The organism is Litoribacter populi, assembly GCF_007483685.1.
GTDB classification, from domain to species: Bacteria; Bacteroidota; Bacteroidia; order Cytophagales; family Cyclobacteriaceae; genus Litoribacter; species Litoribacter populi.
This window is the reverse complement of record NZ_VMKN01000001.1, coordinates 728,327-751,495: the sequence shown is the minus strand read 5'-3', so window position 1 is coordinate 751,495 and position 23,169 is coordinate 728,327. Positions and strand designations below refer to the sequence as shown.

Below are 23,169 nucleotides of genomic sequence, written 5' to 3'. Positions count from 1 at the left end.
ATCGTTTATCCCGCTAATCTACCCACACCCCTCTGCCATATTCCGGCGTACCTGCATATTTTTTCATGCTATTTTTGAGTTCCTCTGCAATTGCTGCCCTCAGTTCCATTGGTTCCAATACCTCCACCTGACTACCGTAGCTTAACAGCTGCATTTTTAAGTCAAGATTTATGACAACATAAAGTGATACCTTTAGCTCGATTCCATCATCCAGCAACACACATTGTGAGTGATGGATCGGTAAGCTTTTTACATACCTTCCTTGCTGTGCGCTAAAAGAAAGAACAACCAACTCAGGCTCCTTATCCAGTCTGGTGATTCCTACCGTATCCTTATAGAGCTTTTTAAAGTCAGTGCCTGCAATTTCTGCATATGGAAAGGTTCCTTTACATATCAACTCTTCCATCCTATCCAGCCCAAAAGTTTTAACCCTTCTATCCGATTGATCCTTTGCAAGTAAATACCACCTGTTCTTATGCTCCATGATCAATGCAGGAGCTACTAAATAGACTTGCTTTTTATCCTTGATAAATGATTGATACTTAAATTTCACCAACAGTCTGGTATGGATAGCCTCCGTAAGTGGCTTAAGGTGATCAGTTCCTGCAAAGAACTGATTATCTTCAAAAACAATGTATTTGGAAGCTTTTAAAGAAGATTGAATACTGGATGATAGTATGCTTACCCGTTCGGCAAGTTCAAGTAGTTTCAAGAACCCTTGAAAATCATCACAATCCTCATCCTCCTCAGTCATCAGTTTGTACCCATTGCTTTTGGGTTGGTACTGAATATTCGCACCAAATTCATCCCTTATAAACTGGAAATCTCTAGAGAGGGTACGCTTGGAGACATTGGAAAAGCCGTGCCCCTCCAGATTTCTAATTATCTCATTCAATGAAAGATGCCTTGACTTCCCTCCACCTAACATGCGGATTATTAAAAGGTACTTTTTTAAGTTGCCAATTAAAGCCATCTAATGGTGTCATTAAATATTTCGTTAATATTAGACAAATAAGTAAAGCCAATCAATACCCCGATCACGGTATTTTTGCCTATAAATGGCAAAAAACACGACACCTTGTATCAATTTTGGGCTGCTTCAGGGATAAAGGCTATACCACAAAGAGTTGGAATCAGCTTGAGAAATAATTTGCTGGCGTAAAATATCCCACATCTGAAAATGCTATTTGCCCCACTTTTTTCCTCTTCCAAAATTTCACATTCCCAACTTTTTTGAGTAAATTGATAGTCTCAGCAGATGGCTTTTGAATGGGCTGATGACCAGTACACCACTTTTAATTTTAAGTAGTTTTTTATGGCCTATGATATCTACATATGGAGTACCAAAAAACTGGTAAATGAAAAAGTCCAGTGTATGGGTAAGATCAGATATCCTTCGGAAAATGTGGCTTGGTACGTTTACTACAAATACCTCTTAAAAGCCCCAGTTTATACCAGGTTTATTCCTCCAGGAAAAGAAATCGATTGTTATCACTGCAAATATTGCAAGAGCTGGCACCTTGGCCGCAGTATCAAGACCCGAAGTTCATAAGCTTGCCGGCCCCTCCATCCACCCCACCATCACATAGCCGGCCATACCCCTATCCAATCGCCACCATAGCCCCCTTATACTTTACCCAAACCTATATTATTAGCAACCATACATCAATTATAAGCCAAGTCTTCGTTAACTCCCCGTTATACCCACTCCGTATCCACACCGAATCCACACCGTACCCACTCCGTATCCTCTCCGTATTTTTACATGGTGGATTCGGTGTGGATCCCATGGGGCACAAGGGTGCTAACGGACTGATTGTAAAATAAATATGACGGAATGCTTGACTTATATTCTTGATATGTGTACTTTAACCTAAGTTTAGTATAGATAAGACTAGGCTTTGGTATTTTTCAAGTGTCAAGATGGGGTGTTGGGAGGATCTGAATGGATCTAACTGAATTTTTATCTAGGAGTAGCGTGTAAATTACAGCAATATTTAGGCCAATATTACTTGTTATTAGTGTTTTACGTTTGTGATGCCGGCCTTTATTTCTCAGCATAATTGGAGTACAAGAGTATATATTGACGTACGCGATTTTAAACTTTTCAACACTTACTATAACATAAAAATGGCAAGAGCACCGCAACACGAACAAGGCCTCAATGGCCGTCACGGAGACAAGGTATATTACACTGTCAACGGCATCACGTATGTAAGGGCATATGTGGTTCCGGACCATTCTGACCCCTCTGAACTACAAACTGACAGTTGGGATAGGTTTGCATTGGCAAACCAGTTTGTCAAACCCCTAACCAAGGTTTTCCGAATGGGTTTTATCAACCATAAGCTGGGCATGAGGTCTCCGGCTAAAGTGGGATTGAGCAAATTCCTTAAAACGGCTTTTACCGAAGGGGATCTGGCCCCAAACCCGAGCCGGTTAGAAATAAGCGGCGGTGACCTAACGGGAATGGATGGCGGAAGCGTGGAATGGAAGGATGAGGAAACGGTCCTGATTAGATGGTTCAACAATGCCGGCGAAGGCAATGCGGCCAACCGGGACAAAGTCTCGGTACTTCTCTACGACACTGAAAAGCTACGCTCTTTTTATTGCATTGAGGCCAATCCCAGGTCTATGGAAATGCAGGAGATAAAGGTCGGCACACCAGATAGACACAGGGGAAACCTACATGTCTATGCCTTCTTCACCTTCAAAAACCCGCGCAACGGTAAGTATGAGGTATCGAAGACGGTGTATTTGGGGAAAGTGTAGATAATTAAAAATGGTGAATTAGGAATGAAGAATTGACTCAGCCCCATTCCTCATTCCCAATTCCTAATTCCTAATTCCTAATTCCTAATTTTAAAACCTATGGCAAGACAAACCAGTTTCGTAACTTTTCAAGGGTCTATCGGTGAAGTGACTTTCTACAACACCTCCGAAGGACCGAGGGCAAGACAGAAGGGAGGGGTAAGCAAGGCGCGGATAGCCTCAGACCCAAACTATGAACTCACTAGGCAAAACAACCAGGAGTTCGGCACTGCTTCTCACACAGCCTCTCTGCTTAAAACCGCCGTCAGGAATTCTTTGGTGCGGGCTGCAGACAGCAGCTTCCACTCCAGGTTTGTTTCCAAGCTTTCCGAAGTGGTCAAAAAGGATCCCGATAGTGACAGAGGAGAACGCATAGTCACCCCGGAAAACCTCAGCATCTTAGCGGGCTTCAGACTTAACAAAACCCGATCATTGGCCAGTACCCTTAATTGCTTTTTTGAAGCGAGAAGAATGGAAAAAGGAATCCTCTTTACATTTGAGGATTTGAGCCCTTCGGAATTCAAGGCCCCCGACAATGCCACACATTTTCGTTTTTTTGCCGAAGGCGTGGCTGTAGAATTGGAAGAAGAGGAATATGATCGAGTTGACACAGAAAGCGACTACATTCCTATGGAGCTTAATCCCGGCAGTCTTTCTTTTACCCTTGCATTTGAGAGTGAAACCTTTCCCCATCAGATTTTTGTAATTGGAATCGAGTTTTTTAAGATTGCAGCCGGAAAACCGTATGTAGTGGCCAAGAGGAGGTACAACTGCGCCGAGTTTGTGTAGAGGGGGAATCTGAAAAAATCTGAATTATTCGCTTGTAAATCCAGTTGTAAGCTTAAGTTTGTAAGATCCTGAGTAAGAGAAGATGAGCTAATGCCCTTATTAAAGTTAGATTACCCCTTATTGAAATTTATCAGTTTACCGATAATGCTGTTGGCGGTGTACGCATGCCAGTCGCCTCAAGCGGAGCAGAAATCCACGGCCATACCTTTCCATGGGGACCCTTTGGTCAACATTTTGGTAGCATTGGAGGAGCCGGACACCCGGGAGCGGATTGACATTCCGGAAACCTTTACCGAGGAGTCGGCAAAGGAGCTGGAAAATCAGTTGGACTCTCTTTTCAACTTTTACCATAAGCGAAGAGGTTTCAACGGGACAGTGATGGTGACCAAATATGACCAGGTCATCTTCAAGGAAGCGTTTGGGTATGCTGACTTAGCTAAAAAGGAGCCTTTGACTACAGATAAAGCCTTTCAGTTGGCTTCTGTGTCCAAGCAGTTTACGGCCATGGCTGTCATGATACTTAAGGAGGAGGGCAAACTTAATTACGACGATCTGGTAGAGGACTTTTTACCGGCCTTTCCTTACGAAGGCATTACGGTCAGGCAACTGCTCACGCACCGCGGAGGCCTTTCCAATTACACCTACTTCAGCGATGAACTGTGGCATGACAGAAAGGTGCCGATCACCAATGATGATGTGATCAACCTGATGTACACACATCGCCCTCAGCCCTATTACCGCCCAAACATACGATTTGACTATAGCAATACTGGATACTTTCTTTTGGCTTCCATCGTGGAAAAAGCCTCAGGGATTTCCTTTTCGGAGTTTCTTCAAAAGCGTATTTTCGAACCCCTGGAAATGGAAAACACCTTCACCTATTCCGACAGCCTTCCAGCCAACCTAGTGGCTACCGGTCATGAGCGGAATCGCCGCAAAAGAACACCTGACTATCTAGATACCGTTTTGGGCGACAAAGGGATGTATAGCACCGTAGAAGACCTTTACAAGTGGGATCAAGCACTTTACACCGAAAAACTCGTATCCCGGGAAACTCTTGAGGAAGCACTGACTGGCAGCAGGGTAAGGAAAAGAAGAACCAATGACGATTACGGCTACGGCTGGCGCATCAAGGAGCTCAACAATGGTGACGTGGTGCACTATCACGCTGGTCTATGGCACGGCTACAACACCTACCTCCTCCGCAACCCCAAAGACCATAGCACCATCATCATATTAAGCAACCTATCCAACGGCAGCCTCAGCTTCGTCAAGGAGCTCCAAGACTTCCTCTACCCTATCACTCCTCCCCACTCCATAGCTGATAGTGAGCAGGAACAAGACAATATGGCTTCAAGTGAAAGCGACGCTAAGAAGGATGTGTAAAGTGTTGCAAAAAGTCCCGAAGAAACGATAAGACTTACAACCCTGACTTGGAAGGTTTTAATTGTTGAAATTAGCCAAGGAGTATGAAACTATCCAATTATTTTTTCGTAAATTTAATAAAATAATCTTTCATTTGATAGATTATGGAGGACACTAGCAAATATGGTAAGAGAGTGGCGGGGCATTTTGAGAAGCTGATCAGGGTGCTGGGTGAGGAATATGTCGGCAGGGAGATTGAGAGCCCGTTTGATTTTATTGAGATTGCCGCCAAAGGTTTACATCCGCAGACTATTGAGAATTTCAGGGAGTATTTCGAGCTTTCCAAGTCCCAGGCAGCTTCCATGTTGCACGTATCGGAGCCTACCTTGTATCGCTGGATCAAGGCTGATAAGGAGCTGGATCAATACCATGGCGTTAAGCTATTTGAATTAGCAGATCTGTACTTAAATGGAGTGGAGGTGTTTCAGGATAAAGCTAACTTCATCAAATGGATGCAATTGCCCAACACAGCTTTGGGAGGAAAACAGCCCGAGCAATTAATAGAAATGCCTGGGGGTGTGGCCAAGGTGAAAGATTTGCTTGGTAGAATCGAGCACGGAGTCTATAGCTAGGGTATGCTTGTATTCCGGTTAGCTTCTACTAAATATTCTCGGGATTTTTCCGGCACAGGTTCCTCTTTATTCGGGGGTAGGTGGAACAAGAAAGGCTCCCCGGTTTTATATACCGGGGAAAGTAGGGAAATAGCCCTGTTAGAAACCTTGGTTAACATCCCATCCATGGTCCTTCCGGAAATGGACATGATAACGTTGCAAATTCCATCCAATTCCGTTATGGAACTCAAAATCCCTGATCTCCCTCCCAACTGGAGAGACTACCCCGCCCCAAGCATATTGGTTGAAATCGCCGAAGAATGGATTTTGAGTAAGGAATCCCTTGCCCTAAAAGTACCAAGTGCAATCCTTGAGTCCTCACACAATTACATTATCAACTGTGCCCATAGACTGCATCAAAAAATAAGAATAAAAGAAGTGAAGGCGTTTAAGTTTGACACTAGGCTGAGGCGAGGATAAAAGGAAGTACAAAGTGCGCTTTTTAAACACATAGTGTTCAAAAACGACCATATTTTACATCAAAAACCCCTTTAACGGCTTGAGAGACTGATGGTATAACACTTGCCATGTAACAGGTCTGAAACCTAAATCTCTATGCTCATGTCCAAAATTCATTTATTCTTCTTAGGCCTATTTCTTATAAGTGCAGTTGCCTGCTCCCACGAAAGGTCCGGCGATTACGAAACCACCGAATTATCATTAGACTCTTTTGATAAGGTACATCTGACAGGGGGAGGAAGGATACACTTTATACCCTCTGAAACCTATGCGGTTGAACTGAAAGGCCATGGAGTCTCAGATACTGAAGTGAAGGTGGAAGGAAACAAATTGGTCTTAAACAATGAAGGGAGCTCTAGAAAACAGAACGTAGACTTTTACATCTATACTAAAAGCATTATCGGCATTCAGATAAATGGTGGCGGAACCGTGGAAATAGAGGAAGGATTTGAGGCGGTGAAGAGGTTTGACTGTGTTATTCAGGGCGGAGGAAAATTGGCCTTGGAGGCATTAGAAATTGGAACCCTAGACATTTCTATTCTTGGTGGAGGTGCCGTGACTGCTCAGGTGGAAGAAGAAATACAGGCCAATATTATCGGTGGCGGATCCATTCAATACCTGGGAAACCCCGAAGTGAAGTCTAGTATCATAGGCGGGGGATCGGTAAAGAGAATGAATAAATAGAAGATGGTAAGGACGAGGTACGAAGTACGAGGAAAAAACTTATGCTGTTTCCCCTTGGTTCATGATAGTAAATTTAGCGATTACACACGCTAAATACCACTGATTTTTAAGGGATTGAGAAATAAATTGAATGAAAAATTATGAATGATGGATGACAAATGATGAAGTGACCTGAAGCTAAAATAGAGACCTGGCAAGTTAAAAATACCTGCCAGGTCAGTACCTAATAACTCTCCTTTTCATTCGGAAAGTCCCTCGACTTCACGTCATCGATGTAATCCTCCACGGCCTTCAGCATCTGGGTGCGTAGATCGGCGTACTGGCGGAGGAAGCGGGGCTTGAACTCCTGAGTGATGCCCATCATGTCGTGGACCACTAAAACCTGGCCGTCAACATCAGGACCTGCACCGATTCCGATCACGGGGATGGAAACTTTTTCGGCCACCTTCTTTGCCAAGGACGCTGGGATTTTTTCCAACACTAAAGAAAAACAACCGCATTCTTCCAATAACTTGGCATCCTCAATCAGCTTCTGCGCTTCGGCATCTTCCTTGGCTCTCACCGTGTAGGTACCAAACTTGTAAATAGACTGGGGAGTTAAGCCCAAATGTCCCATTACAGGCACTCCGGCACTTAAAATACGAACCACGGACTCTCTGATTTCAGCACCGCCCTCAACCTTCACCGCATGGGCACCCGACTCTTTCATGATTCGGATAGCCGACCTTAAAGCCTCAGAACTGTTGCCCTGATAGCTTCCAAATGGGATATCCACCACCACGAAAGCCCGCTTTACTGCCCTTACCACAGAAGTTGCATGGTAGATCATCTGATCAAGAGTGATGGGTAAAGTAGTCTCGTGACCTGCCATCACATTGGAGGCCGAGTCCCCCACAAGGATGATGTCCACGCCTCCGGCATCGACTATGCCCGCCATGGAAAAATCATAGGCCGTGAGCATGGAAATTTTCTCCCCACGGTTCTTCATCTCCTGAAGGGTGTGGGTGGTGATTCTTTTGATATTCGAAGATTGGTGAATTGACATGTTAGTGAAGGTGTACGGTGTTTTGAGTAGATTCCAAATCTACCTCAATATGTTCGTTTAACGTGGTGGAAAGTTCGTATCCGGTATAGTCCGGAGTAACAGGAAAGAGCTTATGGCTTCTGTTAACCAGCACGGCTATTTCCATTTTTTTCAAAGGCATCTCTAGAAATGGCTTGAGAGCATAGGCAAGCGTCTTGCCCGTATTCTGCACATCATCCACCAAAATAAGGCTCTTGTTTCCCAAAGCAAAATCTTTGGAAAGGGTAACTTCACCCTGCACCACCGCACTTTTATCCAACTTCACTTCCATCAACTCTACATGCAATGGGGAGATTTCCTTTAACCTATCGGAAAGCATTTGCGCAAATTTGTAGCCCATTCCAGCGATTCCGGCAAAGACCACTCCTTCTTCGGAGAGGTTCCGTTCATAAATCTCATAGGCTATACGGGTAATCTTTTGCTCAATCTGCTTATGGTTAAGCACCAAGGTTTTTGTCTCTGCCATATTTGTTGTCTGGGCTATTAAAGAGGAAAATTAAACCAATTGGTTTAGGTTTCAAAATTAAATGCATCTTATCGGTAATCGTCCTCCTCGTGGAGTATCTTGAGGTAGCTGTCGTACCGGTAAGGATGGATATAGCCGGCTTCCAGTTTTTCCAGTACCACGCAGCCTGGTTCGTTTAGGTGTTTGCAGTTATTGTATTTGCATTGCCCAAGATATTGACGCATTTCCACAAAATAATGGGACAGCTCATTTTCATCAATATCCAGTATTCCAAACTCCTTAATTCCTGGTGTATCAATGATGTAACCGCCACCTTTAAGTTCAAACATCTCCGCAAAAGTCGTGGTATGCACGCCCTTAGTGGTGAATTTGGAAATATCCTTGATTACTTGTGTAGCACTAGGTACAATTTTATTGAGCAAAGAAGATTTGCCTACCCCGGAATGCCCGGTTAACAAAGTGGTCTTTCCAACCAAAAGAGGCATCAGTTTTTCATCCACATCCTCATCTACCAGCACAGACATGGGAATGACCGGGTAGCCGAGTGGCTCATAAATTTCCATGATGTCCTCCAAAAACGTCCAATCCTTGTCCGTATGCTTCTGATCCATCTTATTGACCACGATAGTGGCCGGGATGCGGAAGCTTTCCGCACTAACCAAAAAACGGTCAATAAAACCCAGTGATGTTCTAGGATTTCTAAGTGTGACCACCAAAAAAGCCTGGTCAATATTGGAGGCCATGATATGGGAAAAATGGGTCTTTCGGGTAGACTTCCGGATGATGTAATTCTCTCGGGGCACAATGTCTGTAATAACGGCTGTCTCCTGATCCTGCTCCTGTTCCATCACCACATAGTCCCCTACTGCAATTGGGTTGGTTAATTTGAGGTCGTCCTGCTTAAACTTCCCCCTTAGGCGGCATTGGAGCAGTTTGTCACCTACCTGGACAATGTACCAGCTACCTGTAGATTTGATTACCCTACCTTCCATTATTGATCTTTTTCATAATGTGATCCACTATTTTCTGAGCACTGCCCTGGTTTTCCTCCACCATTTTTTTTGCGGCCGATTGGGCTGAACGATATTTTTCAACCTCCTGCAAACTCACTACCGTACTTTCAAAATCCTCTGCATTGTCAATTTCGAAACCGCAGCCATACTGCTGGCTGATACCTGCCTCTGGGAATTTGCTTACTTTTTTGAGTTTTCCAAACAGCACCGGAATGCTGTATGCCAAAGGTTCTAGGATATTGTGTAATCCTTTGCCAAATGCCCCGCCAACGTAGGCAATTTCGGCATATTGATAAAGTGAAGACAACATGCCCACATTGTCAATAATTAGTACCTTTGTCAGCTCGTCTCCTTTAAAATTACTGTAGAGCTCCGATTGTTTGGAAATGGCCTTCCTCCAAGCACCCATTTTCTCAGATTTGATCTCATGGGGGGCGATGATATACTTATATTTTCTATTCTTATTGATATAAGGAATGATGCAGTCCATGTCTTCCTGCCAGGCACTACCTACCACCATAACCGGCTGCTCCCCTATCCATTTTTCCAGGGCAGGAAATCTCTGGGGACTTTCACTCAGGGCCTTTACATTGTCAAACCTGGTGTCACCCGTAAAAGTGGCTGATGGATAATTAATGCTACTCAGTAGCTCAAGTGATTTTTCATTTTGGGTGAAGATATGGGAAAAGCTTTTTAAGGCTTCACGTAGAAAACTGTCCTTTTTGAAGTAAGTCTGCTCCTCGCGGAATGCCGCCGAAAACAAAAACGCAGGCACGGCATTTTCTTGCAAAGCTTTCATGTAGTTAGGCCAAATGTCATACTTGGCAAAAAGGGCTACTTGGGGTTGAATGGTTTGTACAAACTTGTTTGCGTTGGATACCGTGTCGAAAGGCAAATAAAATATCCCGTCCACTAAAGGCTGCTTCCTCCTGATCACATTCTCATATCCCGAGGCACTGAAAAAGGTCAGCAGAATGGCTGCATCGGAATTCTCCCTTATTTTTACCATCACGGGCTTAGCCTGCTCATATTCGCCTAGGGAAGCCACATGGAACCAAATGACCTTTTCATGTTGGGACTTGAATGCGGCTAGTTTTTCGAACACGCCCTTCCTGCCCTCTACTATAGCCTGCAACTTTGGGGATGTTTTGGCCACCAAGGGAAAAAGCAACTGGAAGGCCTGCATAGAAAGATTGTATAACCATTTCATTCTGGCAAAAATAAGGAATTTAATCCGTGAACAAAGGGAGTAGTGGGTTTAGAGGGTTATTGTCTGTTCTCGGCTGCGCCTCGAATGGGACGGTTTAGAGGTTTAGGTAATGAAGGCCTGCCGGATACTTCTCTTGATGCTTCTAGCAGCATCTCCACGTTCCAGTCTCCAAGAGCCCAGTGCCCCACCTGCATCCCTCCGCCGCGCATCGCGACTAAACCTCTAACCCTCCCGCTGTGCGCAGCACCGGGAAATAAACTCCTAAACCAACCTAGTACATCAAAAAAAGCCCCACCATTATGGCAGGGCTTTTTAAAGGCTTATTTAAAAGCGTATCTTAGTTCTTACCCAAGTAAGCAGAAACGCCTTCTTTTGTAGCTGTCATCGCTTCTTTTCCTTCTTCCCAGTTTGCAGGACATACTTCTCCGTGCTTCTCTACGTGATGCAAAGCATCTACAAGACGGATCATTTCGTCGATGTTTCTACCTAGAGGAAGATCGTTGATGGTTTCGTGTCTTACCACACCGTTCTTGTCGATCAAGAAAGATCCTCTGTAAGCCACTGGTGCACCTTCATAGTTCAATTCACCTTCTTCGTTGTAGTTCCACTCACCTGCCAACACGCCATAGTTATGGGCGATTGTTTTTGCAGGATCGGCAACGATCGGATAAGTAACACCTTGGATACCGCCTTGTGCTTTTGGAAGACCCAACCATGCAAGGTGAGACTCCTCGGTATCTGTGGAAGCGCCAACTACGGCAACGCCTCTTTTTTCAAACTCAGCCAATTTCTCTTGGAAAGCCAAGATTTCAGTAGGGCATACGAAAGTGAAATCTTTTGGGTAAAAGAAGAAGATCACATCCTTTTCGCCGATATATTGCTCTAAAGAGAATCCTTCTACGATTTCCTCTCCGTCAACTACTGCTGGTGCTTTGAATAAAGGTGCTTTTTTTCCTACTAAAGACATATTAAATTGATTTTTGGTTAAGTAAATTATTATTTTAAATGATTGATTATAGCTTTTGGCCCTTGATCACAATGGATATTTCATCGATTTCAAAGTCCTCTATCTGATTTTTGTCAAAGAATTTTTTCAATAAGGATTCTAGGTCAGCATTCTTATAATCGCTGATCTCGTTGGTCTTTTTGCAATAAAGATGGCTGTGGGCTTCCAGTACACCGTCAAACCTCATTACTCCTTTATTGTCCACAAATTTTTGGATGATCCCTGCAGTGACAAATGAGTCCAGGGTCTTATAGACAGTACCCAATGAAATGGAGGGGTTGTCACTTTTGACTTGTTCAAAAACACGCTCAGCAGTGGGGTGGTTTTCAGCTTCAGCGATGGCCTGGTAGATGACCATTCGCTGGTGCGTGAACTTCAGTCCGCCTTCTGTAATTATGTTTTTGATACCCTCTATATTCATTTCCCCCTAAGAATCATTCTCATTAGAGAATCGTTCCGCAAAGGTAAAAAATATTTCATTTTTATTAAAATCATCTGTGAAAATCCATTGAAGGGCATAATTTTCTCTCTTTTTTAATTAGATTTATATTGAGATAGTGCCATGTACATGAAAAAATTATTTGCAGCGGTAGCCATTCCGCTGAGTTTGTTGAGTTTTTCGGCCTTTTCGCAGAGTCGAAGCGATATTGAAACCCTCCTACAGTCGGGAGTGGCTGATGTAAACACCTACCTAAACCATTATGTGCAACCGGCAGCCCAAGGGTTTGCCTACAGCATGGGGGCAGGTTGGGCCAGCACCGCAAAAACGCACAAGGCCTGGGGCTTTGACCTTAATATTGGCATCAGTGCGGCGGCAGTCCCCAGCCGTATGGAAAACTTCATCTTCGATCCCAGTCAGTATAACAACCTGCGTGTATCAGGTGAAACTGGGACTACCGAATTGCCAACTCTTTTTGGTACCGAAAACCCAGGCAAGACCTTGGAGATTTATGAAAATGGGATGGTGGCTGGACAGGTGAGTGCTTTGCCTGGCGCAGGTCTCCCAATGAACTACGTGCCAGCTCCAGTTTTGCAGGCGGGACTAGGGTTACCTTTTGGGACTGACGTAAAGGTTAGATTTCTGCCTAACACCAGGATCGAAGGTGTGGAAGTTGGCATTCTGGGTGGAGGCATACAGCATGATATCAAGCAGCATATTCCAGGCTTGCGAAAGTTACCCTTCCACATGTCAGCCTTGGTGGCTTTTAACAGTCTTACAGCAGGCTATGCTTTAGAAGAAATCACAGCTGGACGTGGGGAATTGCACGTCAATACTTGGACTTATCAACTTTTGCTGAGCAAAAAACTTTCTGTCTTTACCTTTTACGGTTCGGCGGGATATATTTCAGGCACTTCGGACTTTGACCTTTTGGGCACTTATAATGTCTCTAATTTCACCGACCCCATAGTGGATCCGATCAGTTTGAGGTATGCCGTTGCTGGCGCAATGGGTAACTTGGGCATGAGAATAGACCTTGGTCCCATATTCCTAAATGCCGACTACACCTTCCAAGAGTTTAATATCCTCACCGCTGGGCTGGGGTTTTCAATTAGATAATTATGATCAAAGTACTGTTTGTTTGTCTGGGCAATATTTGCCGCTCTCCACTAGCGGAGGCAGTTTTTAACCATAAGGTAAAAGAAAGAAATCTTTCACACATGCTGTCTGCTGACAGCTGTGGCACCTCCGACTACCATATCGGAGAGCTGCCGGATGAGCGCACTATTCAATGCGCCCAAAAATTCAACATTACGCTAAACCATCGGGGCAGGCAGATAAATCGGTTGGATTTCAAACATTTCGACTACCTGTTAGTAATGGATAAATCTAATTATGAAAACGTCCACGCCATCATGACTCAGCATAACGTGACTCACGACCGCATCCTGATGCTTAGGGAACTCACAGAATTCAAGGGTATCAATGAAGTGCCTGACCCGTATTATGGTGGGGAAAAGGATTTTCACGAAGTCTATGAAATCCTGGATGAAGCCATAGAGCTGCTGTTGGACAAAATAGAAGCAGAACACATTAATGTTTGATCAAAACCAGAAATTTGAACGCATACTCTTCAAGACATTAGGCAGTGAGGTCTCCATTGGCCAAACACGCTTGGTGGCCGCCGGCAACTTAAATCAGGCCATCTACCTGGACACCGATCAAGGTGAGTTTTTACTCAAAACCAATTATGATTCCCGTAAGGATATTTTCGCTAAAGAAGCTAATGGCCTAAAAATACTAGCCCAGCACAGTCCTCTAAAAATCCCGACAGTCTTTGCTGCAGGCCATGAGATGGAAGTCAACTTTCTCCTGATGGAATGGATAGCTCCTTCAAGGTTATCCAGCAATTATTGGCAAGAATTGGGTGTCGGACTTGCCCAACTGCATGCCACCACTGAAAAAAGATATGGATTAGCGGATGACAACTATATAGCCTCCTTATCTCAAAAAAACACGACTACAGCATCATGGCCTGAATTTTTTATCCAAAACCGGATTGAACCTTTGGCCGGAAAAGCTTTGTATGACGGATTGCTAGACCAGAAGTTTCTGGATGAAATCCGCTCTGTTTATCCCTTGTTTGATGAAATTTTTCCTAAAGAAAAACCCTCCCTATTACATGGCGACTTATGGTCAGGCAATGTGCTACCAACCAAAGAGGGTCATCCAGCACTCATAGATCCAGCGGTTTATTTTGGACACAGGGAAGTGGACTTGGCCTTTTCCAGACTGTTTGGTGGTTTTGAGGAGGAGTTTTATCAAGCTTATAATGAAGTTTTCCCATTGGAGCCTGGTTTTGAAGAAAGGGTACCCATCTACAACCTCTATCCATTATTGGTGCATCTCAACCTTTTCGGGACGAGCTACCTACCTCCTATTCAAAGAACGATTAAACATCTTCTGACTCGACTTCCCTAAACACTATATGGAAGGTATTTCTTGTTTTTTGTTCTAATAGAACTTCCTTTCCTTGTTCCATTCTGCCCATAGTCTCCTGGTCTGGGTGAAGAATGGTCAACAGCTTCAGGTTTTCATTGTAGCGGATTTCAAAATAGGCTTTTAGGGCTTCCAAAAGCCTTTCAATTTTTAGAAACTCCTTGTCCAGGCAAAGCGAAATGGAAATGGCGGAGGTCTGCATCAGATTGACACGGATTTTCAGATTTTCCAACACCGCATAAATCTGATGAATTTGGGCTTCACTCACAAAGGTGAAATCCTTGACCCTGAAGGTGACCAAAATCTGTTCGGCTTTTTGTACAAATGTGGGAACAGTTTGCTGCGGTTCGCAATCAGTAATCATTGTGCCCTTTTCATCAGGGTTTAAAAAAGACTTTACAAATAACGGAATACCCTTATTGGCCAAAGGCTTGATGGTCTTCGGATGGATCACCGATGCACCATAGTAAGTCATCTCCGCGGCCTCTTTATAGGCAAGTTTGGGGAAAAGCACGGTGTCGGGAAATAACTTTGGGTCAGCATTGAGCACCCCGGAGACATCCTTCCAGATGGTCACGCTTCTGGCATCCAGACAATTGGCCAATATTGCCGCGGTGAAATCCGAGCCTTCCCGGCCCAGTGTGGTAGTACGTCCATTTTCACCTCTAGCGATAAACCCTTGCGTGACCACAGGGAATTTCAATAGGTTTGGTAAAAGCTGTTTCCTACAATTGATGGTGGTTTTATCCCAGTTTACCTTTGCTGCGCGGTGGCTTGCATCGGTTGAGATGATATCTCGAGCATCCTGCCAGATGCAGTAGATTTTCTGTTCACACAAATATTCCTGGACAATTTTTGTGGAAAGCAGCTCCCCATAGCACACTATTTGATCATAGTATTCATCATATGAAGTGTCAGAGACTTTTATAGCCAGCTCTCTTTCCAATTGAAGGAAAGTATTTTCAATTTTGGCAAAAATCAGGTGGTCTGGAGCGAATAAATCGCGGCATATCTGCAAATGTTGCTCTTTCAAAATTGTAATATTCAAAGAAAAGTCAACCAAAGAAAATTTGGCCATCAAAATCTCTTCTAACAAATTTGTGGTTTTCCCCATTGCCGAAATCACAATAAGAAAGGGGTTTTGCAAACGATTGACTAAAATGCTAGCAAGGTTTTTCACCGATAAGGCATCTTTAACCGAGGCCCCACCAAATTTGAAAATAATTGCTTTTGACATATTGATATTTGTTGTAATTTGAAGTAGAAAATAAACCCAAATAGTATTTTTCTTAGAATATGCGTACGAAACCTTACATACCAGACAATTCCGCTTTAGGCTACTCGGTCGGCACCACGCTCGACCGATTCATCAAGATGAAACAGGATGATTTCCCGTTTGCATCAGGGGAGCTTTCTCAGTTACTTAGAGATATCGCTCTAGCCGCAAAGATAGTGAATCGCGAAATCAATAGAGCAGGTCTAGCCAACATCGGCGGGGCTTTTGGCCAAACCAATGTGCAGGGAGAAGAGCAGCAGAAACTTGATGTAATCGCCAATATCCGTTTTACACGCGCCCTTACTAAAGGTGGTGAGGTATGCGCTGTAGTATCCGAAGAGGATGACGAAGTGATCGATCTTCAAAACAACAGCGGGAAATATGTGGTCGCTATCGATCCCTTAGATGGCTCCTCAAATATTGATGTAAACATCTCCATTGGTACCATCTTCAGTATTTATCGAAGAGTGACTCCCTTGGGAAGCCCTATTCAACCGGAAGACATCATGCAGCCAGGAAATAAGCAGGTGGCCGCCGGATACGTGCTCTACGGTTCTTCGACCATGCTAGTATATACTACCGGACATGGTGTAAATGGCTTCACTTATGAACAGTCTTTGGGAGAGTATTTCCTTTCCCACCCTGACATGAAAGCTCCCGAAAGCGGAAACATTTATAGTGTCAATGAAGGCCTTTACAATCAGATGAGCAATGGCCTACAGTCATATATCAACCATTGTAAAGAAAACAACTTCAGCGCAAGGTATATTGGAAGCTTGGTAGCAGACTTCCACAGGAATCTGTTAAAAGGCGGGATTTACATCTACCCAGGCACCACTAAAACTCCAAACGGCAAGTTGAGACTACTTTATGAGGCAAATGCCCTAGCTTACATCGCTGAGCAAGCCGGAGGTAAAGCCACCAACGGTCATGAAAGAATCCTTGACATTATGCCTACTTCACTGCACCAGCGAACGCCGCTTTTGATAGGATCTGAAAAATTAGTGAATGAGGCTGAAACCTTTCTCACTGATGAGGCCAAGGTAGTAGATATGGCATCAGGAGCTCAAAAAGCATAAAAATATTCAATAGCCCAAAAACCAAAGAAACCTCCTAGCGGAGGTTTTTTTATTGGCTGTATTTTCGGCGTATTTCAATTTTGAGCATTTGCCTATCCACAATGGCGTCAGCCAAGTCATGGCCCACCTTTTCCGGCTCGCTTTTGTGAAGGATGTTTTTGAGTTTTTCCTCCCCAAGGTCAATCCGGTAGCATAGCTGTAGGAAGCGCTCAAAATCCCGATTGAGCATTTCCTGGATGAGAGGCGTAAGAGCCTCTACCAAATCGTGCTTTTCGAAAAACTTTTCCGGAAGGTTCTCAAACTCCTTCTTCAGCAGACTGGCCGTATCTTGGACTAAAGACAGTTCCATATCAAAAAAGCCTGCACAAATAAGCGCAGGCCTAAGAATTAATCTTCTTTGTTTTCTTTTTCTTCTTCTTTGCCGTTTTCACCTTCCTTCAATACTTCAGGACTTTCCTTGCGAAGGATGTTGTACCAGCTGATCAATTTTTTGATGTCTGAGGTATAAACTTTGTCCTCATCGTATTCGGGAAGTACATGCTTAAGGAAGCTTCTAAGTTCATCGGCATCGGCACTGGTGGTCAATCCCAAATCTCCGTCAAATTCCTTGTCGATGGTTCTCATCACATCTTCCAAAGGCGTGGCACCTTCTTCGTTCATGGTATAAATGGAAATCTCGCTTAGGACTGAAACCCTATGGTTAGCTCCAACCACAAGCTTCTTTTTAGAAGCGTCCAAAGATTCTAAGATCACACCAGATCTGCTTGGCTTCAATACCTTATATAAACCCGGCTTGCCGGCAACAGTTGCTAATTCTTTAAACTCCATTTGTATCTAGTTTTTTGTAGGATTGCAAATATACTGTATCAATTATCAAAGCTCAACGGCATTTCAATTTTCTGCATAAAAATCTTCGGTGACCGCATTGATGAATTCCAATACCTCCTCACGTCCTTTGGCCGATTCAGCGGAAGTAACGAAATAAAGTGGTGTCTCTTCAAAGATCCCTTTCGCCGCTTTTAGGAAAGCGGCAACATTACTCTGCACCTTGGAATGGCTCAACTTGTCGGCCTTGGTGAAGATCAACACGATAGGCACCTCATTTTCAGCACACCAAAGGATAAATTCCAAATCGATCTTCTGAGGCTCAAGCCTTGAGTCGATCAGCACAAAGATGGCCTCCAGGTTTTCCCTTTCGGTCAGGTAACCTTTGATCATCTTATCCCACTCTCCCTTGAGGGTTTTGCTCACCTTAGCAAAGCCATATCCAGGCAAATCGACCATAAACCACCGATCATCGATGACAAAATGATTGATCAATTGCGTTTTTCCCGGTCTGCCGGAGGTTTTGGCCAGGCCTTTGTGATTGGTCAGCATGTTAATCAGAGAGCTTTTGCCCACGTTGGATCTACCAATGAAGGCAAATTCCGGTTTGGTGGGTGCAGGACACTTATTATGGTCTGTATTGCTGAGAAGGAATTTGGCTGTTTTGATCATCTGAGTCTTAATTTTCCACAAAGGTAAGGGTTTCCTAAAAACATCTATGCTTCAATTAATCATTAACATTTTTCCAATGCTCGGGTTTACTTAGTAATATTGCGCTTCAATTACAAAATCACCCCATGGCAGTAGTACCCTACAAGGATCAGAACGAAGGAAAAAAGGCTCAGGTAGCCACCATGTTTAACAACATCAGCAAAAGATATGATTTGCTGAATCATGTTCTTAGCATGGGAATTGATATCATCTGGCGAAAGAAGGCCGTCAAGCTGCTCAAAGCCGACAATCCTAAATTGATCTTGGACATTGCTACTGGAACAGGGGACTTCGCCATAGAGGCATTGGCCCTAAATCCCGACAAAGTTATTGGAGTAGATATCTCTGAGGGAATGCTTGCTGAAGGAAGAAAAAAACTTAAAAAGCGTAAGCTTGAAGATAAAATCGATCTTCAGTTGGGTGATTCCGAAAAGCTGCTGTTTGAGGAAAATAAATTCGATGCTGTCATCGTTTCTTTTGGGGTAAGAAACTTTGAGAACCTTGAAAAAGGTCTCGCGGATATGAACCGCGTTTTGAAACCTGGTGCGAAAACAGTCATTATTGAGTTTTCAAAACCGAAAAGGTTTCCAATGAAACAGTTGTATAATTTTTATTTTAAGCACATTTTGCCTAAAATCGGTAAAATTGTTTCGAAGGACAATTCTGCTTATACATATTTACCGGAATCAGTACAGGCATTTCCCGATGGGGAGGACTTTCTGCAGGTACTGAGAAAAGTAGGCTTTAAAAACACACAATGCAAACCTTTAACATTTGGAATAGCCTCAATTTATATTGGAGAAAAGTAGCCTTTACTTTCCTTTTCTCCTTCATTTTTTTAAACTCCTTTGGACAAAAGATTCTGAGTACCGCCGGGCAGGATGACGATCTCATATCTTATGGGTTCTTTCTTGCAGGACATACCAATTCCTTCAGACTCCAATATTCGGATGCCTTTATGGATCCCAATGGTCCGTATAATTTCATCCACAGCATACAGCCGGTGTATTCTCAGGGCTTCTCTCTAGGCTTTCTTACCACACTGAGACTACATGACCAATTAAATGTCATGTTCACTCCCAAAGTGGGCTTCTATGAATATAGAACACTTGTCAATACCTATGGCCGTACGGATATTCCGGATTATTCCCCTGGGGAAAGTATTCCATTGACTACTACGGATGTTTTTACCGAAGCCACTTTAGTAGAATTCCCTTTGTTATTCAAATATAAATCCCAACGTTTCAACAACACTCGGATGTTCTTCATAGGCGGAGCAAATGCCCAGTTCAGAACCAAGGGGCAGGATGAGGCAAATGAGGATGATTTAGTAATCTTGGGCAGTGATATTGCCCTGGAATTTGGGATGGGTTTTGACATTTACTTTGAGTATTTCAAGTTTTCTCCTGAGATCCGTTTTTCCCATGGTCTACGCAACCTCTATAAGGAATCCCATACCAATACCAGTTACGCCGGAGCCATTTCCGACATCAGGATGAAGACCATAACCATCTACCTCAATTTCCAATAACAGATATCAGGCTCTCAATTGAGGGCCTTTTTTATTTCCTACTTGCAGATAATTCTCTAAATTGTAGGCTAACATAAATTTGACAGGACACCATAATGGGAAATAAAATTGCATTTGTGACTGGGGCTACTTCCGGAATAGGGAAAGCTTGCGCCTTGGCCCTAGCTGAAAACGGCTTCGACATCATTGCCTGCGGAAGAAGGGAAGAACGGCTAAAGGCGCTGAAGGATGAATTGCCGGCAGGGACAAAATATACGTATCTGGTCTTTGACGTCAGAGATAAAATTGAGGTGGTAAGCGCTATCAGTGGGTTAGCCGAGGATTGGAGAAATATTGACCTTTTGATCAACAATGCGGGGAATGCACATGGCCTTGACCCCATTCAGACCGGAGATCTGGACGATTGGGATGCGATGATCGACATCAATGTGAAAGGTCTGCTCTACGTGAGCAAAGCCTTGATCCCAGGAATGACTGAAAGGAAGTCCGGCCAAATCATCAACATAGGCTCGATAGCCGGCAAGGAGGTCTACCCTAACGGCAATGTCTACTGCGCAAGTAAGCATGCTGTGGATGCCCTTACCAAAAGTATGCGGATTGACCTCAACCCGTTTGGCATCAAGGTGATGGGAATACACCCAGGGCTGGTTGAAACCGAGTTTTCCTTGATCAGATTCAAAGGGAATACTGAGCGGGCAAGCCCGGTGTACCAAGGTTACCAACCCTTGCAAGCCCAAGACATTGCTGACATTGTAGTATTTGCAGCTACCCGCCCAGCACATGTGGTTTTGGCTGATGTGGTCGTACTACCTACAGCCCAAGCGAGCAGTACGATTGTGAGAAAGGAGATGGGATAAAAAAGACCGGAGACGGAAGACGGGAGAGGGGCACAATGGGCACAAAGCAAAAAGAAGGGCACAAAGCCTTCTGGCCAATTAAAGCCGAGAGACTTCTTCGCGGAATTAAATGGTCACCAAGTCACTCTAAGTTAAAAAGAAGTCGCAGAAGGGAGATATAGGGGCACAATGGGCACGACACAATGGGCACGAAGAGAAAAATAAGGTCACGAAGGGATGAAATCGAAATTGGTCACAAACCTGCCTGGCGGCAGACAGGGTCGCACCAAGTTTTAAAGAAGTCGCTCAAAGTTGATAATGGGGGCACAAAGTGAAATAAAAGAAAAACTATGAAAAGATATTGGCTGGTTTTTGTGCTAGGGGTTGCCTGTTCGGAGCCCAAGGATACTATCAGTGCTGAGGACTTGGGGCCGGCGACTTTTGAGGTGGACGAGTCATCCGCCAGGTCGTTTGATTTCTCCGAGGAAAGTGAAACTCTTTCGGCCTGGGATGAAAGGTTTTTGGATGCTGGCTTGGTAAACATTCAGCAGCAAATCCCCGAGGTCATAGTAGACCTTAAATATAGCAGCACCGACAATTTTTTCGGACAAGACGTATATGATGACTTGGAAAATGCTTATCTACAACCTGAAGTTAGTGACATGTTGAAAAAAGCCTATCAGTATTTGCAGCAAAAAGACTCAAGCTTGACCTTCCTTGTCTACGATGGGGTGAGGCCTAGAGCCGTACAGCAAATCCTCTGGGACAACCTCGACAAACCCGACAGCATCAAACCACTTTATGTTGCAGACCCAAAGGTCGGAGGCTTACATAATTATGGTGTGGCTATAGATCTGACCATCGCCCGAAAAGAAACTGGCAAACCGCTTGACATGGGGACCAAGTACGATTACTTTGGCTATGCGGCATACCCTGACCGTGAGGGTCAGATGCTCAGGGAAGGAAAAATCACCCGAAAGCATGTGGAGAACCGAAAACTGTTGCGTGAAGTAATGAGTCAGGCTGGTTTCCACGGAATCGGCAGCGAGTGGTGGCACTTCAATGCTTTTACCCGTAAGCAGGCAGCAGAAAAATTTAAAATTGTGGAATAAGCCTATCACTATGAAAAAGTTTTTCTTTCTAATACTGGTTTTAATGATGCCTTTCATAGGGATGGCTCAGCATTTCCAGTTTAAGGCTATAGCCATCAGCACCACAGAGGGTTTTAGACATGAGTCCATACAATCTGGCGTGGAAGGACTGAAGCAGCTTGCCCGAGAAAACTTTTTCTTGCTTGACCATACCGAGGATATTGACATTTTTGCTTCTGAGCGGATTCATGAATATGATGTGGTTATTCTGCTAAATACAACAGGTGAAATCTTCAGAGAAAATCATCAAGAAGGGTTCAAAAAGTTTGTACGAGATGGCAAAGGTGTAGTGGGCATCCATAGTGCTACTGACACTTCTTACGAATGGGATTGGTATAATAAACTGATTGGCGCCCAGTTTGCCAGCCATCCCGAAATCCAGACGGCAAAAGTAAAAACCAAGAATAACAACCACTCCTCCACACTTCACCTGCCTGATGAATGGCTCTGGACCGATGAGTGGTACAATTTCAAAAACTTCAACAAGGATGTGCATGTTATACTGGAAGTAGACCCTAACTCCTATGACACAGGCGACCAGGACATCAATTATCACCCTATCGCCTGGTATCATGAATTCGACGGTGGCAGGGTGTTTTACACGGCTCTGGGGCATGTCAACCACGCCTATCAAGACCCAATGTTTCTAAAGCACCTGCTGGGTGGCATTTGGTATGCCGCTACCGGCAACCAATAATCAACCGTTCAGGTCTTTGAACCCGAAAGGCAATAGCTCATCAATCCCAGCAGCCTTAAGAACAGTGCCGTCGGCAGCAAGCATGAAAATCTCAATAGGCTGCTTGTAACGCTGTTCGTATTCCGTAATAGTTTGTCTACAAAAACCACATGGGGTAACCGAAACAGGTTCTTTTTCATCCCCTTTTCTGGCAGCTATGGCTAATTTGAGCGGCTTGGCATCCGGATGGTTAGCATGAGCATACCCCAACACCACCCTTTCGGCGCAGTTGCCTACCGGGAAGGAGGCATTTTCTTGATTGTTAGCCGAAAGCAACTGACCGTTGTCTATAAGCAGGGCCGCGCCCACATGGAATTTGGAATAGGGAGCATATGCATTATAGGCAGAAATGCGGGCCTGCTCCACGAGGTTTTGGATGTTTTCATCCAGCTCGCTCCACTCAAAAGATTCCAGGCTGACGATTTTTTCTATTCTCTTACTCATTTAAAAAGGGGATTATCAAAAGGGATTCAATTAACGAAAAAAATAACAAATGGGCGCTATAGCGCTTATTTTTCGTAATTTATT

General features: G+C 44.1%; 27 protein-coding genes. 15 read left to right on the top strand and 12 right to left on the bottom strand.

Going from position 1 to position 23,169, the window contains the following annotated elements; translation table 11 throughout:
• Positions 1-13 precede the first annotated feature (13 nt).
• Positions 14-895, bottom strand: coding sequence for a helix-turn-helix transcriptional regulator (locus FPL27_RS03200; protein WP_185974286.1), 882 nt, complete (start codon positions 893-895; stop codon positions 14-16).
• 1,235 nt (positions 896-2,130) lie between these two features.
• On the opposite strand from FPL27_RS03200, the gene FPL27_RS03195 reads away from it, so the two are divergent.
• From FPL27_RS03195 to FPL27_RS03170, 6 genes are all read left to right on the top strand, one after another.
• Positions 2,131-2,772 (top strand): DUF6266 family protein, encoded by a 642-nt coding sequence (locus tag FPL27_RS03195; protein ID WP_143959724.1) that lies wholly within the window; start codon positions 2,131-2,133, stop codon positions 2,770-2,772.
• 99 nt (positions 2,773-2,871) lie between these two features.
• Positions 2,872-3,600, top strand: a complete 729-nt coding sequence (locus FPL27_RS03190; protein WP_143959723.1) for a hypothetical protein — start codon at positions 2,872-2,874, stop codon at positions 3,598-3,600.
• A gap of 120 nt (positions 3,601-3,720) precedes the next feature.
• The gene (locus FPL27_RS03185) at positions 3,721-4,986 is read left to right on the top strand and encodes a serine hydrolase domain-containing protein (RefSeq protein WP_235893355.1); all 1,266 of its coding nucleotides are present in this window, start codon (positions 3,721-3,723) and stop codon (positions 4,984-4,986) included.
• 143 nt (positions 4,987-5,129) lie between these two features.
• Entirely contained in the window at positions 5,130-5,597 is a 468-nt protein-coding gene (gene parS / locus FPL27_RS03180) for a type II RES/Xre toxin-antitoxin system antitoxin (RefSeq protein ID WP_143959721.1), read from the top strand.
• Between the two features lie 3 nt (positions 5,598-5,600).
• Complete coding sequence (locus FPL27_RS03175) at positions 5,601-6,056, top strand: RES family NAD+ phosphorylase (RefSeq protein ID WP_143959720.1); 456 nt, start codon at positions 5,601-5,603, stop codon at positions 6,054-6,056.
• 141 nt (positions 6,057-6,197) lie between these two features.
• On the top strand, positions 6,198-6,779 hold the full coding sequence (locus tag FPL27_RS03170; RefSeq protein ID WP_185974285.1) for a GIN domain-containing protein: 582 nt from the start codon (positions 6,198-6,200) through the stop codon (positions 6,777-6,779).
• Between the two features lie 223 nt (positions 6,780-7,002).
• Here the strand turns inward: FPL27_RS03170 and panB are convergent, their stop codons facing one another.
• From panB to FPL27_RS03140, 6 genes are all read right to left on the bottom strand, one after another.
• Positions 7,003-7,824, bottom strand: a complete 822-nt coding sequence (gene panB, locus FPL27_RS03165; RefSeq protein ID WP_143959718.1) for a 3-methyl-2-oxobutanoate hydroxymethyltransferase — start codon at positions 7,822-7,824, stop codon at positions 7,003-7,005.
• A 1-nt stretch (position 7,825) separates the two neighbouring features.
• Positions 7,826-8,329: a phosphoribosyltransferase family protein gene (locus FPL27_RS03160; RefSeq protein ID WP_143959717.1), complete on the bottom strand. Its 504-nt coding sequence runs from the start codon at positions 8,327-8,329 to the stop codon at positions 7,826-7,828.
• Positions 8,330-8,397: 68 nt separating this feature from the next.
• Positions 8,398-9,321 carry a ribosome small subunit-dependent GTPase A gene (gene rsgA / locus FPL27_RS03155; protein WP_143959716.1) on the bottom strand — a complete coding sequence of 308 codons (924 nt, stop codon included), beginning with the start codon at positions 9,319-9,321 and terminating at the stop codon, positions 8,398-8,400.
• Positions 9,311-10,552, bottom strand: coding sequence for a 3-deoxy-D-manno-octulosonic acid transferase (locus FPL27_RS03150; RefSeq protein ID WP_143959715.1), 1,242 nt, complete (start codon positions 10,550-10,552; stop codon positions 9,311-9,313). Before FPL27_RS03150 ends, rsgA begins: the two co-directional genes overlap by 11 nt.
• A 337-nt stretch (positions 10,553-10,889) precedes the next feature.
• The gene (locus FPL27_RS03145; RefSeq protein ID WP_143959714.1) at positions 10,890-11,519 is read right to left on the bottom strand and encodes a peroxiredoxin; all 630 of its coding nucleotides are present in this window, start codon (positions 11,517-11,519) and stop codon (positions 10,890-10,892) included.
• Between the two features lie 46 nt (positions 11,520-11,565).
• Positions 11,566-11,979, bottom strand: a complete 414-nt coding sequence (locus FPL27_RS03140; protein ID WP_143959713.1) for a Fur family transcriptional regulator — start codon at positions 11,977-11,979, stop codon at positions 11,566-11,568.
• Between the two features lie 147 nt (positions 11,980-12,126).
• Between FPL27_RS03140 and FPL27_RS03135 the strand changes: the two genes are divergently transcribed.
• From FPL27_RS03135 to FPL27_RS03125, 3 genes are read left to right on the top strand one after another with little or no spacing between them, the layout of a single operon-like run.
• Positions 12,127-13,116 (top strand): DUF6588 family protein, encoded by a 990-nt coding sequence (locus FPL27_RS03135; RefSeq protein WP_143959712.1) that lies wholly within the window; start codon positions 12,127-12,129, stop codon positions 13,114-13,116.
• A 2-nt stretch (positions 13,117-13,118) separates the two neighbouring features.
• Positions 13,119-13,601, top strand: a complete 483-nt coding sequence (locus FPL27_RS03130) for a low molecular weight protein-tyrosine-phosphatase (protein ID WP_143959711.1) — start codon at positions 13,119-13,121, stop codon at positions 13,599-13,601.
• Positions 13,594-14,478: a fructosamine kinase family protein gene (locus tag FPL27_RS03125; RefSeq protein WP_143959710.1), complete on the top strand. Its 885-nt coding sequence runs from the start codon at positions 13,594-13,596 to the stop codon at positions 14,476-14,478. The genes FPL27_RS03130 and FPL27_RS03125 overlap by 8 nt, the downstream gene beginning before the upstream one ends.
• On the opposite strand, the gene FPL27_RS03120 is transcribed toward FPL27_RS03125, so the two are convergent.
• Positions 14,450-15,733 carry an aspartate kinase gene (locus FPL27_RS03120; RefSeq protein ID WP_143959709.1) on the bottom strand — a complete coding sequence of 428 codons (1,284 nt, stop codon included), beginning with the start codon at positions 15,731-15,733 and terminating at the stop codon, positions 14,450-14,452. The genes FPL27_RS03125 and FPL27_RS03120 overlap by 29 nt on opposite strands.
• Before the next feature lie 59 nt (positions 15,734-15,792).
• Between FPL27_RS03120 and fbp the strand changes: the two genes are divergently transcribed.
• A complete protein-coding gene (gene fbp, locus FPL27_RS03115; protein WP_143959708.1) occupies positions 15,793-16,851 on the top strand; it encodes a class 1 fructose-bisphosphatase in 1,059 nt (352 codons plus the stop codon).
• A gap of 49 nt (positions 16,852-16,900) precedes the next feature.
• On the opposite strand, the gene FPL27_RS03110 is transcribed toward fbp, so the two are convergent.
• The 3 genes from FPL27_RS03110 to yihA form a co-directional block, all read right to left on the bottom strand.
• Positions 16,901-17,200, bottom strand: a complete 300-nt coding sequence (locus tag FPL27_RS03110; RefSeq protein WP_143959707.1) for a hypothetical protein — start codon at positions 17,198-17,200, stop codon at positions 16,901-16,903.
• Positions 17,201-17,238: 38 nt separating this feature from the next.
• Positions 17,239-17,679 (bottom strand): DUF5606 family protein, encoded by a 441-nt coding sequence (locus FPL27_RS03105; protein WP_143959706.1) that lies wholly within the window; start codon positions 17,677-17,679, stop codon positions 17,239-17,241.
• Between the two features lie 63 nt (positions 17,680-17,742).
• Positions 17,743-18,348 (bottom strand): ribosome biogenesis GTP-binding protein YihA/YsxC, encoded by a 606-nt coding sequence (gene yihA, locus FPL27_RS03100; RefSeq protein WP_143962068.1) that lies wholly within the window; start codon positions 18,346-18,348, stop codon positions 17,743-17,745.
• Positions 18,349-18,473: 125 nt separating this feature from the next.
• On the opposite strand from yihA, the gene ubiE reads away from it, so the two are divergent.
• The 5 genes from ubiE to FPL27_RS03075 all read left to right on the top strand — a co-directional run bounded on the left by ubiE (position 18,474) and on the right by FPL27_RS03075 (position 22,602).
• Complete coding sequence (gene ubiE, locus FPL27_RS03095) at positions 18,474-19,196, top strand: bifunctional demethylmenaquinone methyltransferase/2-methoxy-6-polyprenyl-1,4-benzoquinol methylase UbiE (RefSeq protein WP_143959705.1); 723 nt, start codon at positions 18,474-18,476, stop codon at positions 19,194-19,196.
• The gene (gene porT / locus FPL27_RS03090) at positions 19,145-19,918 is read left to right on the top strand and encodes a type IX secretion/gliding motility protein PorT/SprT (RefSeq protein WP_143959704.1); all 774 of its coding nucleotides are present in this window, start codon (positions 19,145-19,147) and stop codon (positions 19,916-19,918) included. The genes ubiE and porT overlap by 52 nt, the downstream gene beginning before the upstream one ends.
• 95 nt (positions 19,919-20,013) lie before the next feature.
• Positions 20,014-20,775 (top strand): SDR family NAD(P)-dependent oxidoreductase, encoded by a 762-nt coding sequence (locus tag FPL27_RS03085; protein WP_143959703.1) that lies wholly within the window; start codon positions 20,014-20,016, stop codon positions 20,773-20,775.
• 329 nt (positions 20,776-21,104) lie between these two features.
• The gene (locus FPL27_RS03080; protein ID WP_143959702.1) at positions 21,105-21,866 is read left to right on the top strand and encodes a M15 family metallopeptidase; all 762 of its coding nucleotides are present in this window, start codon (positions 21,105-21,107) and stop codon (positions 21,864-21,866) included.
• 10 nt (positions 21,867-21,876) lie between these two features.
• Complete coding sequence (locus FPL27_RS03075; RefSeq protein WP_143959701.1) at positions 21,877-22,602, top strand: ThuA domain-containing protein; 726 nt, start codon at positions 21,877-21,879, stop codon at positions 22,600-22,602.
• On the opposite strand, the gene FPL27_RS03070 is transcribed toward FPL27_RS03075, so the two are convergent.
• Positions 22,603-23,085 carry a cytidine deaminase gene (locus FPL27_RS03070; RefSeq protein ID WP_143959700.1) on the bottom strand — a complete coding sequence of 161 codons (483 nt, stop codon included), beginning with the start codon at positions 23,083-23,085 and terminating at the stop codon, positions 22,603-22,605.
• Positions 23,086-23,169: the final 84 nt, after the last annotated feature.

Excerpts from the sequence above, each read along its gene's own strand:
- FPL27_RS03145 (WP_143959714.1), bottom strand. The coding sequence starts at position 11,519 with ATGTCTTTAGTAGGAAAAAAAGCACCTTTATTCAAAGCACCAGCAGTA.
- yihA (WP_143962068.1), bottom strand. The coding sequence starts at position 18,348 with ATGATCAAAACAGCCAAATTCCTTCTCAGCAATACAGACCATAATAAG.
- FPL27_RS03175 (WP_143959720.1), top strand. The coding sequence starts at position 5,601 with ATGCTTGTATTCCGGTTAGCTTCTACTAAATATTCTCGGGATTTTTCC.
- FPL27_RS03080 (WP_143959702.1), top strand. The coding sequence starts at position 21,105 with ATGAAAAGATATTGGCTGGTTTTTGTGCTAGGGGTTGCCTGTTCGGAG.
- panB (WP_143959718.1), bottom strand. The coding sequence starts at position 7,824 with ATGTCAATTCACCAATCTTCGAATATCAAAAGAATCACCACCCACACC.
- FPL27_RS03150 (WP_143959715.1), bottom strand. The coding sequence starts at position 10,552 with ATGAAATGGTTATACAATCTTTCTATGCAGGCCTTCCAGTTGCTTTTT.
- FPL27_RS03120 (WP_143959709.1), bottom strand. The coding sequence starts at position 15,733 with ATGTCAAAAGCAATTATTTTCAAATTTGGTGGGGCCTCGGTTAAAGAT.
- FPL27_RS03105 (WP_143959706.1), bottom strand. The coding sequence starts at position 17,679 with ATGGAGTTTAAAGAATTAGCAACTGTTGCCGGCAAGCCGGGTTTATAT.
- FPL27_RS03125 (WP_143959710.1), top strand. The coding sequence starts at position 13,594 with ATGTTTGATCAAAACCAGAAATTTGAACGCATACTCTTCAAGACATTA.
- FPL27_RS03075 (WP_143959701.1), top strand. The coding sequence starts at position 21,877 with ATGAAAAAGTTTTTCTTTCTAATACTGGTTTTAATGATGCCTTTCATA.
- FPL27_RS03195 (WP_143959724.1), top strand. The coding sequence starts at position 2,131 with ATGGCAAGAGCACCGCAACACGAACAAGGCCTCAATGGCCGTCACGGA.
- porT (WP_143959704.1), top strand. The coding sequence starts at position 19,145 with ATGCAAACCTTTAACATTTGGAATAGCCTCAATTTATATTGGAGAAAA.
- FPL27_RS03190 (WP_143959723.1), top strand. The coding sequence starts at position 2,872 with ATGGCAAGACAAACCAGTTTCGTAACTTTTCAAGGGTCTATCGGTGAA.
- FPL27_RS03135 (WP_143959712.1), top strand. The coding sequence starts at position 12,127 with ATGAAAAAATTATTTGCAGCGGTAGCCATTCCGCTGAGTTTGTTGAGT.
- rsgA (WP_143959716.1), bottom strand. The coding sequence starts at position 9,321 with ATGGAAGGTAGGGTAATCAAATCTACAGGTAGCTGGTACATTGTCCAG.
- FPL27_RS03130 (WP_143959711.1), top strand. The coding sequence starts at position 13,119 with ATGATCAAAGTACTGTTTGTTTGTCTGGGCAATATTTGCCGCTCTCCA.
- FPL27_RS03160 (WP_143959717.1), bottom strand. The coding sequence starts at position 8,329 with ATGGCAGAGACAAAAACCTTGGTGCTTAACCATAAGCAGATTGAGCAA.
- FPL27_RS03140 (WP_143959713.1), bottom strand. The coding sequence starts at position 11,979 with ATGAATATAGAGGGTATCAAAAACATAATTACAGAAGGCGGACTGAAG.
- parS (WP_143959721.1), top strand. The coding sequence starts at position 5,130 with ATGGAGGACACTAGCAAATATGGTAAGAGAGTGGCGGGGCATTTTGAG.
- FPL27_RS03170 (WP_185974285.1), top strand. The coding sequence starts at position 6,198 with ATGTCCAAAATTCATTTATTCTTCTTAGGCCTATTTCTTATAAGTGCA.
- ubiE (WP_143959705.1), top strand. The coding sequence starts at position 18,474 with ATGGCAGTAGTACCCTACAAGGATCAGAACGAAGGAAAAAAGGCTCAG.
- FPL27_RS03110 (WP_143959707.1), bottom strand. The coding sequence starts at position 17,200 with ATGGAACTGTCTTTAGTCCAAGATACGGCCAGTCTGCTGAAGAAGGAG.
- FPL27_RS03070 (WP_143959700.1), bottom strand. The coding sequence starts at position 23,085 with ATGAGTAAGAGAATAGAAAAAATCGTCAGCCTGGAATCTTTTGAGTGG.
- FPL27_RS03085 (WP_143959703.1), top strand. The coding sequence starts at position 20,014 with ATGGGAAATAAAATTGCATTTGTGACTGGGGCTACTTCCGGAATAGGG.
- fbp (WP_143959708.1), top strand. The coding sequence starts at position 15,793 with ATGCGTACGAAACCTTACATACCAGACAATTCCGCTTTAGGCTACTCG.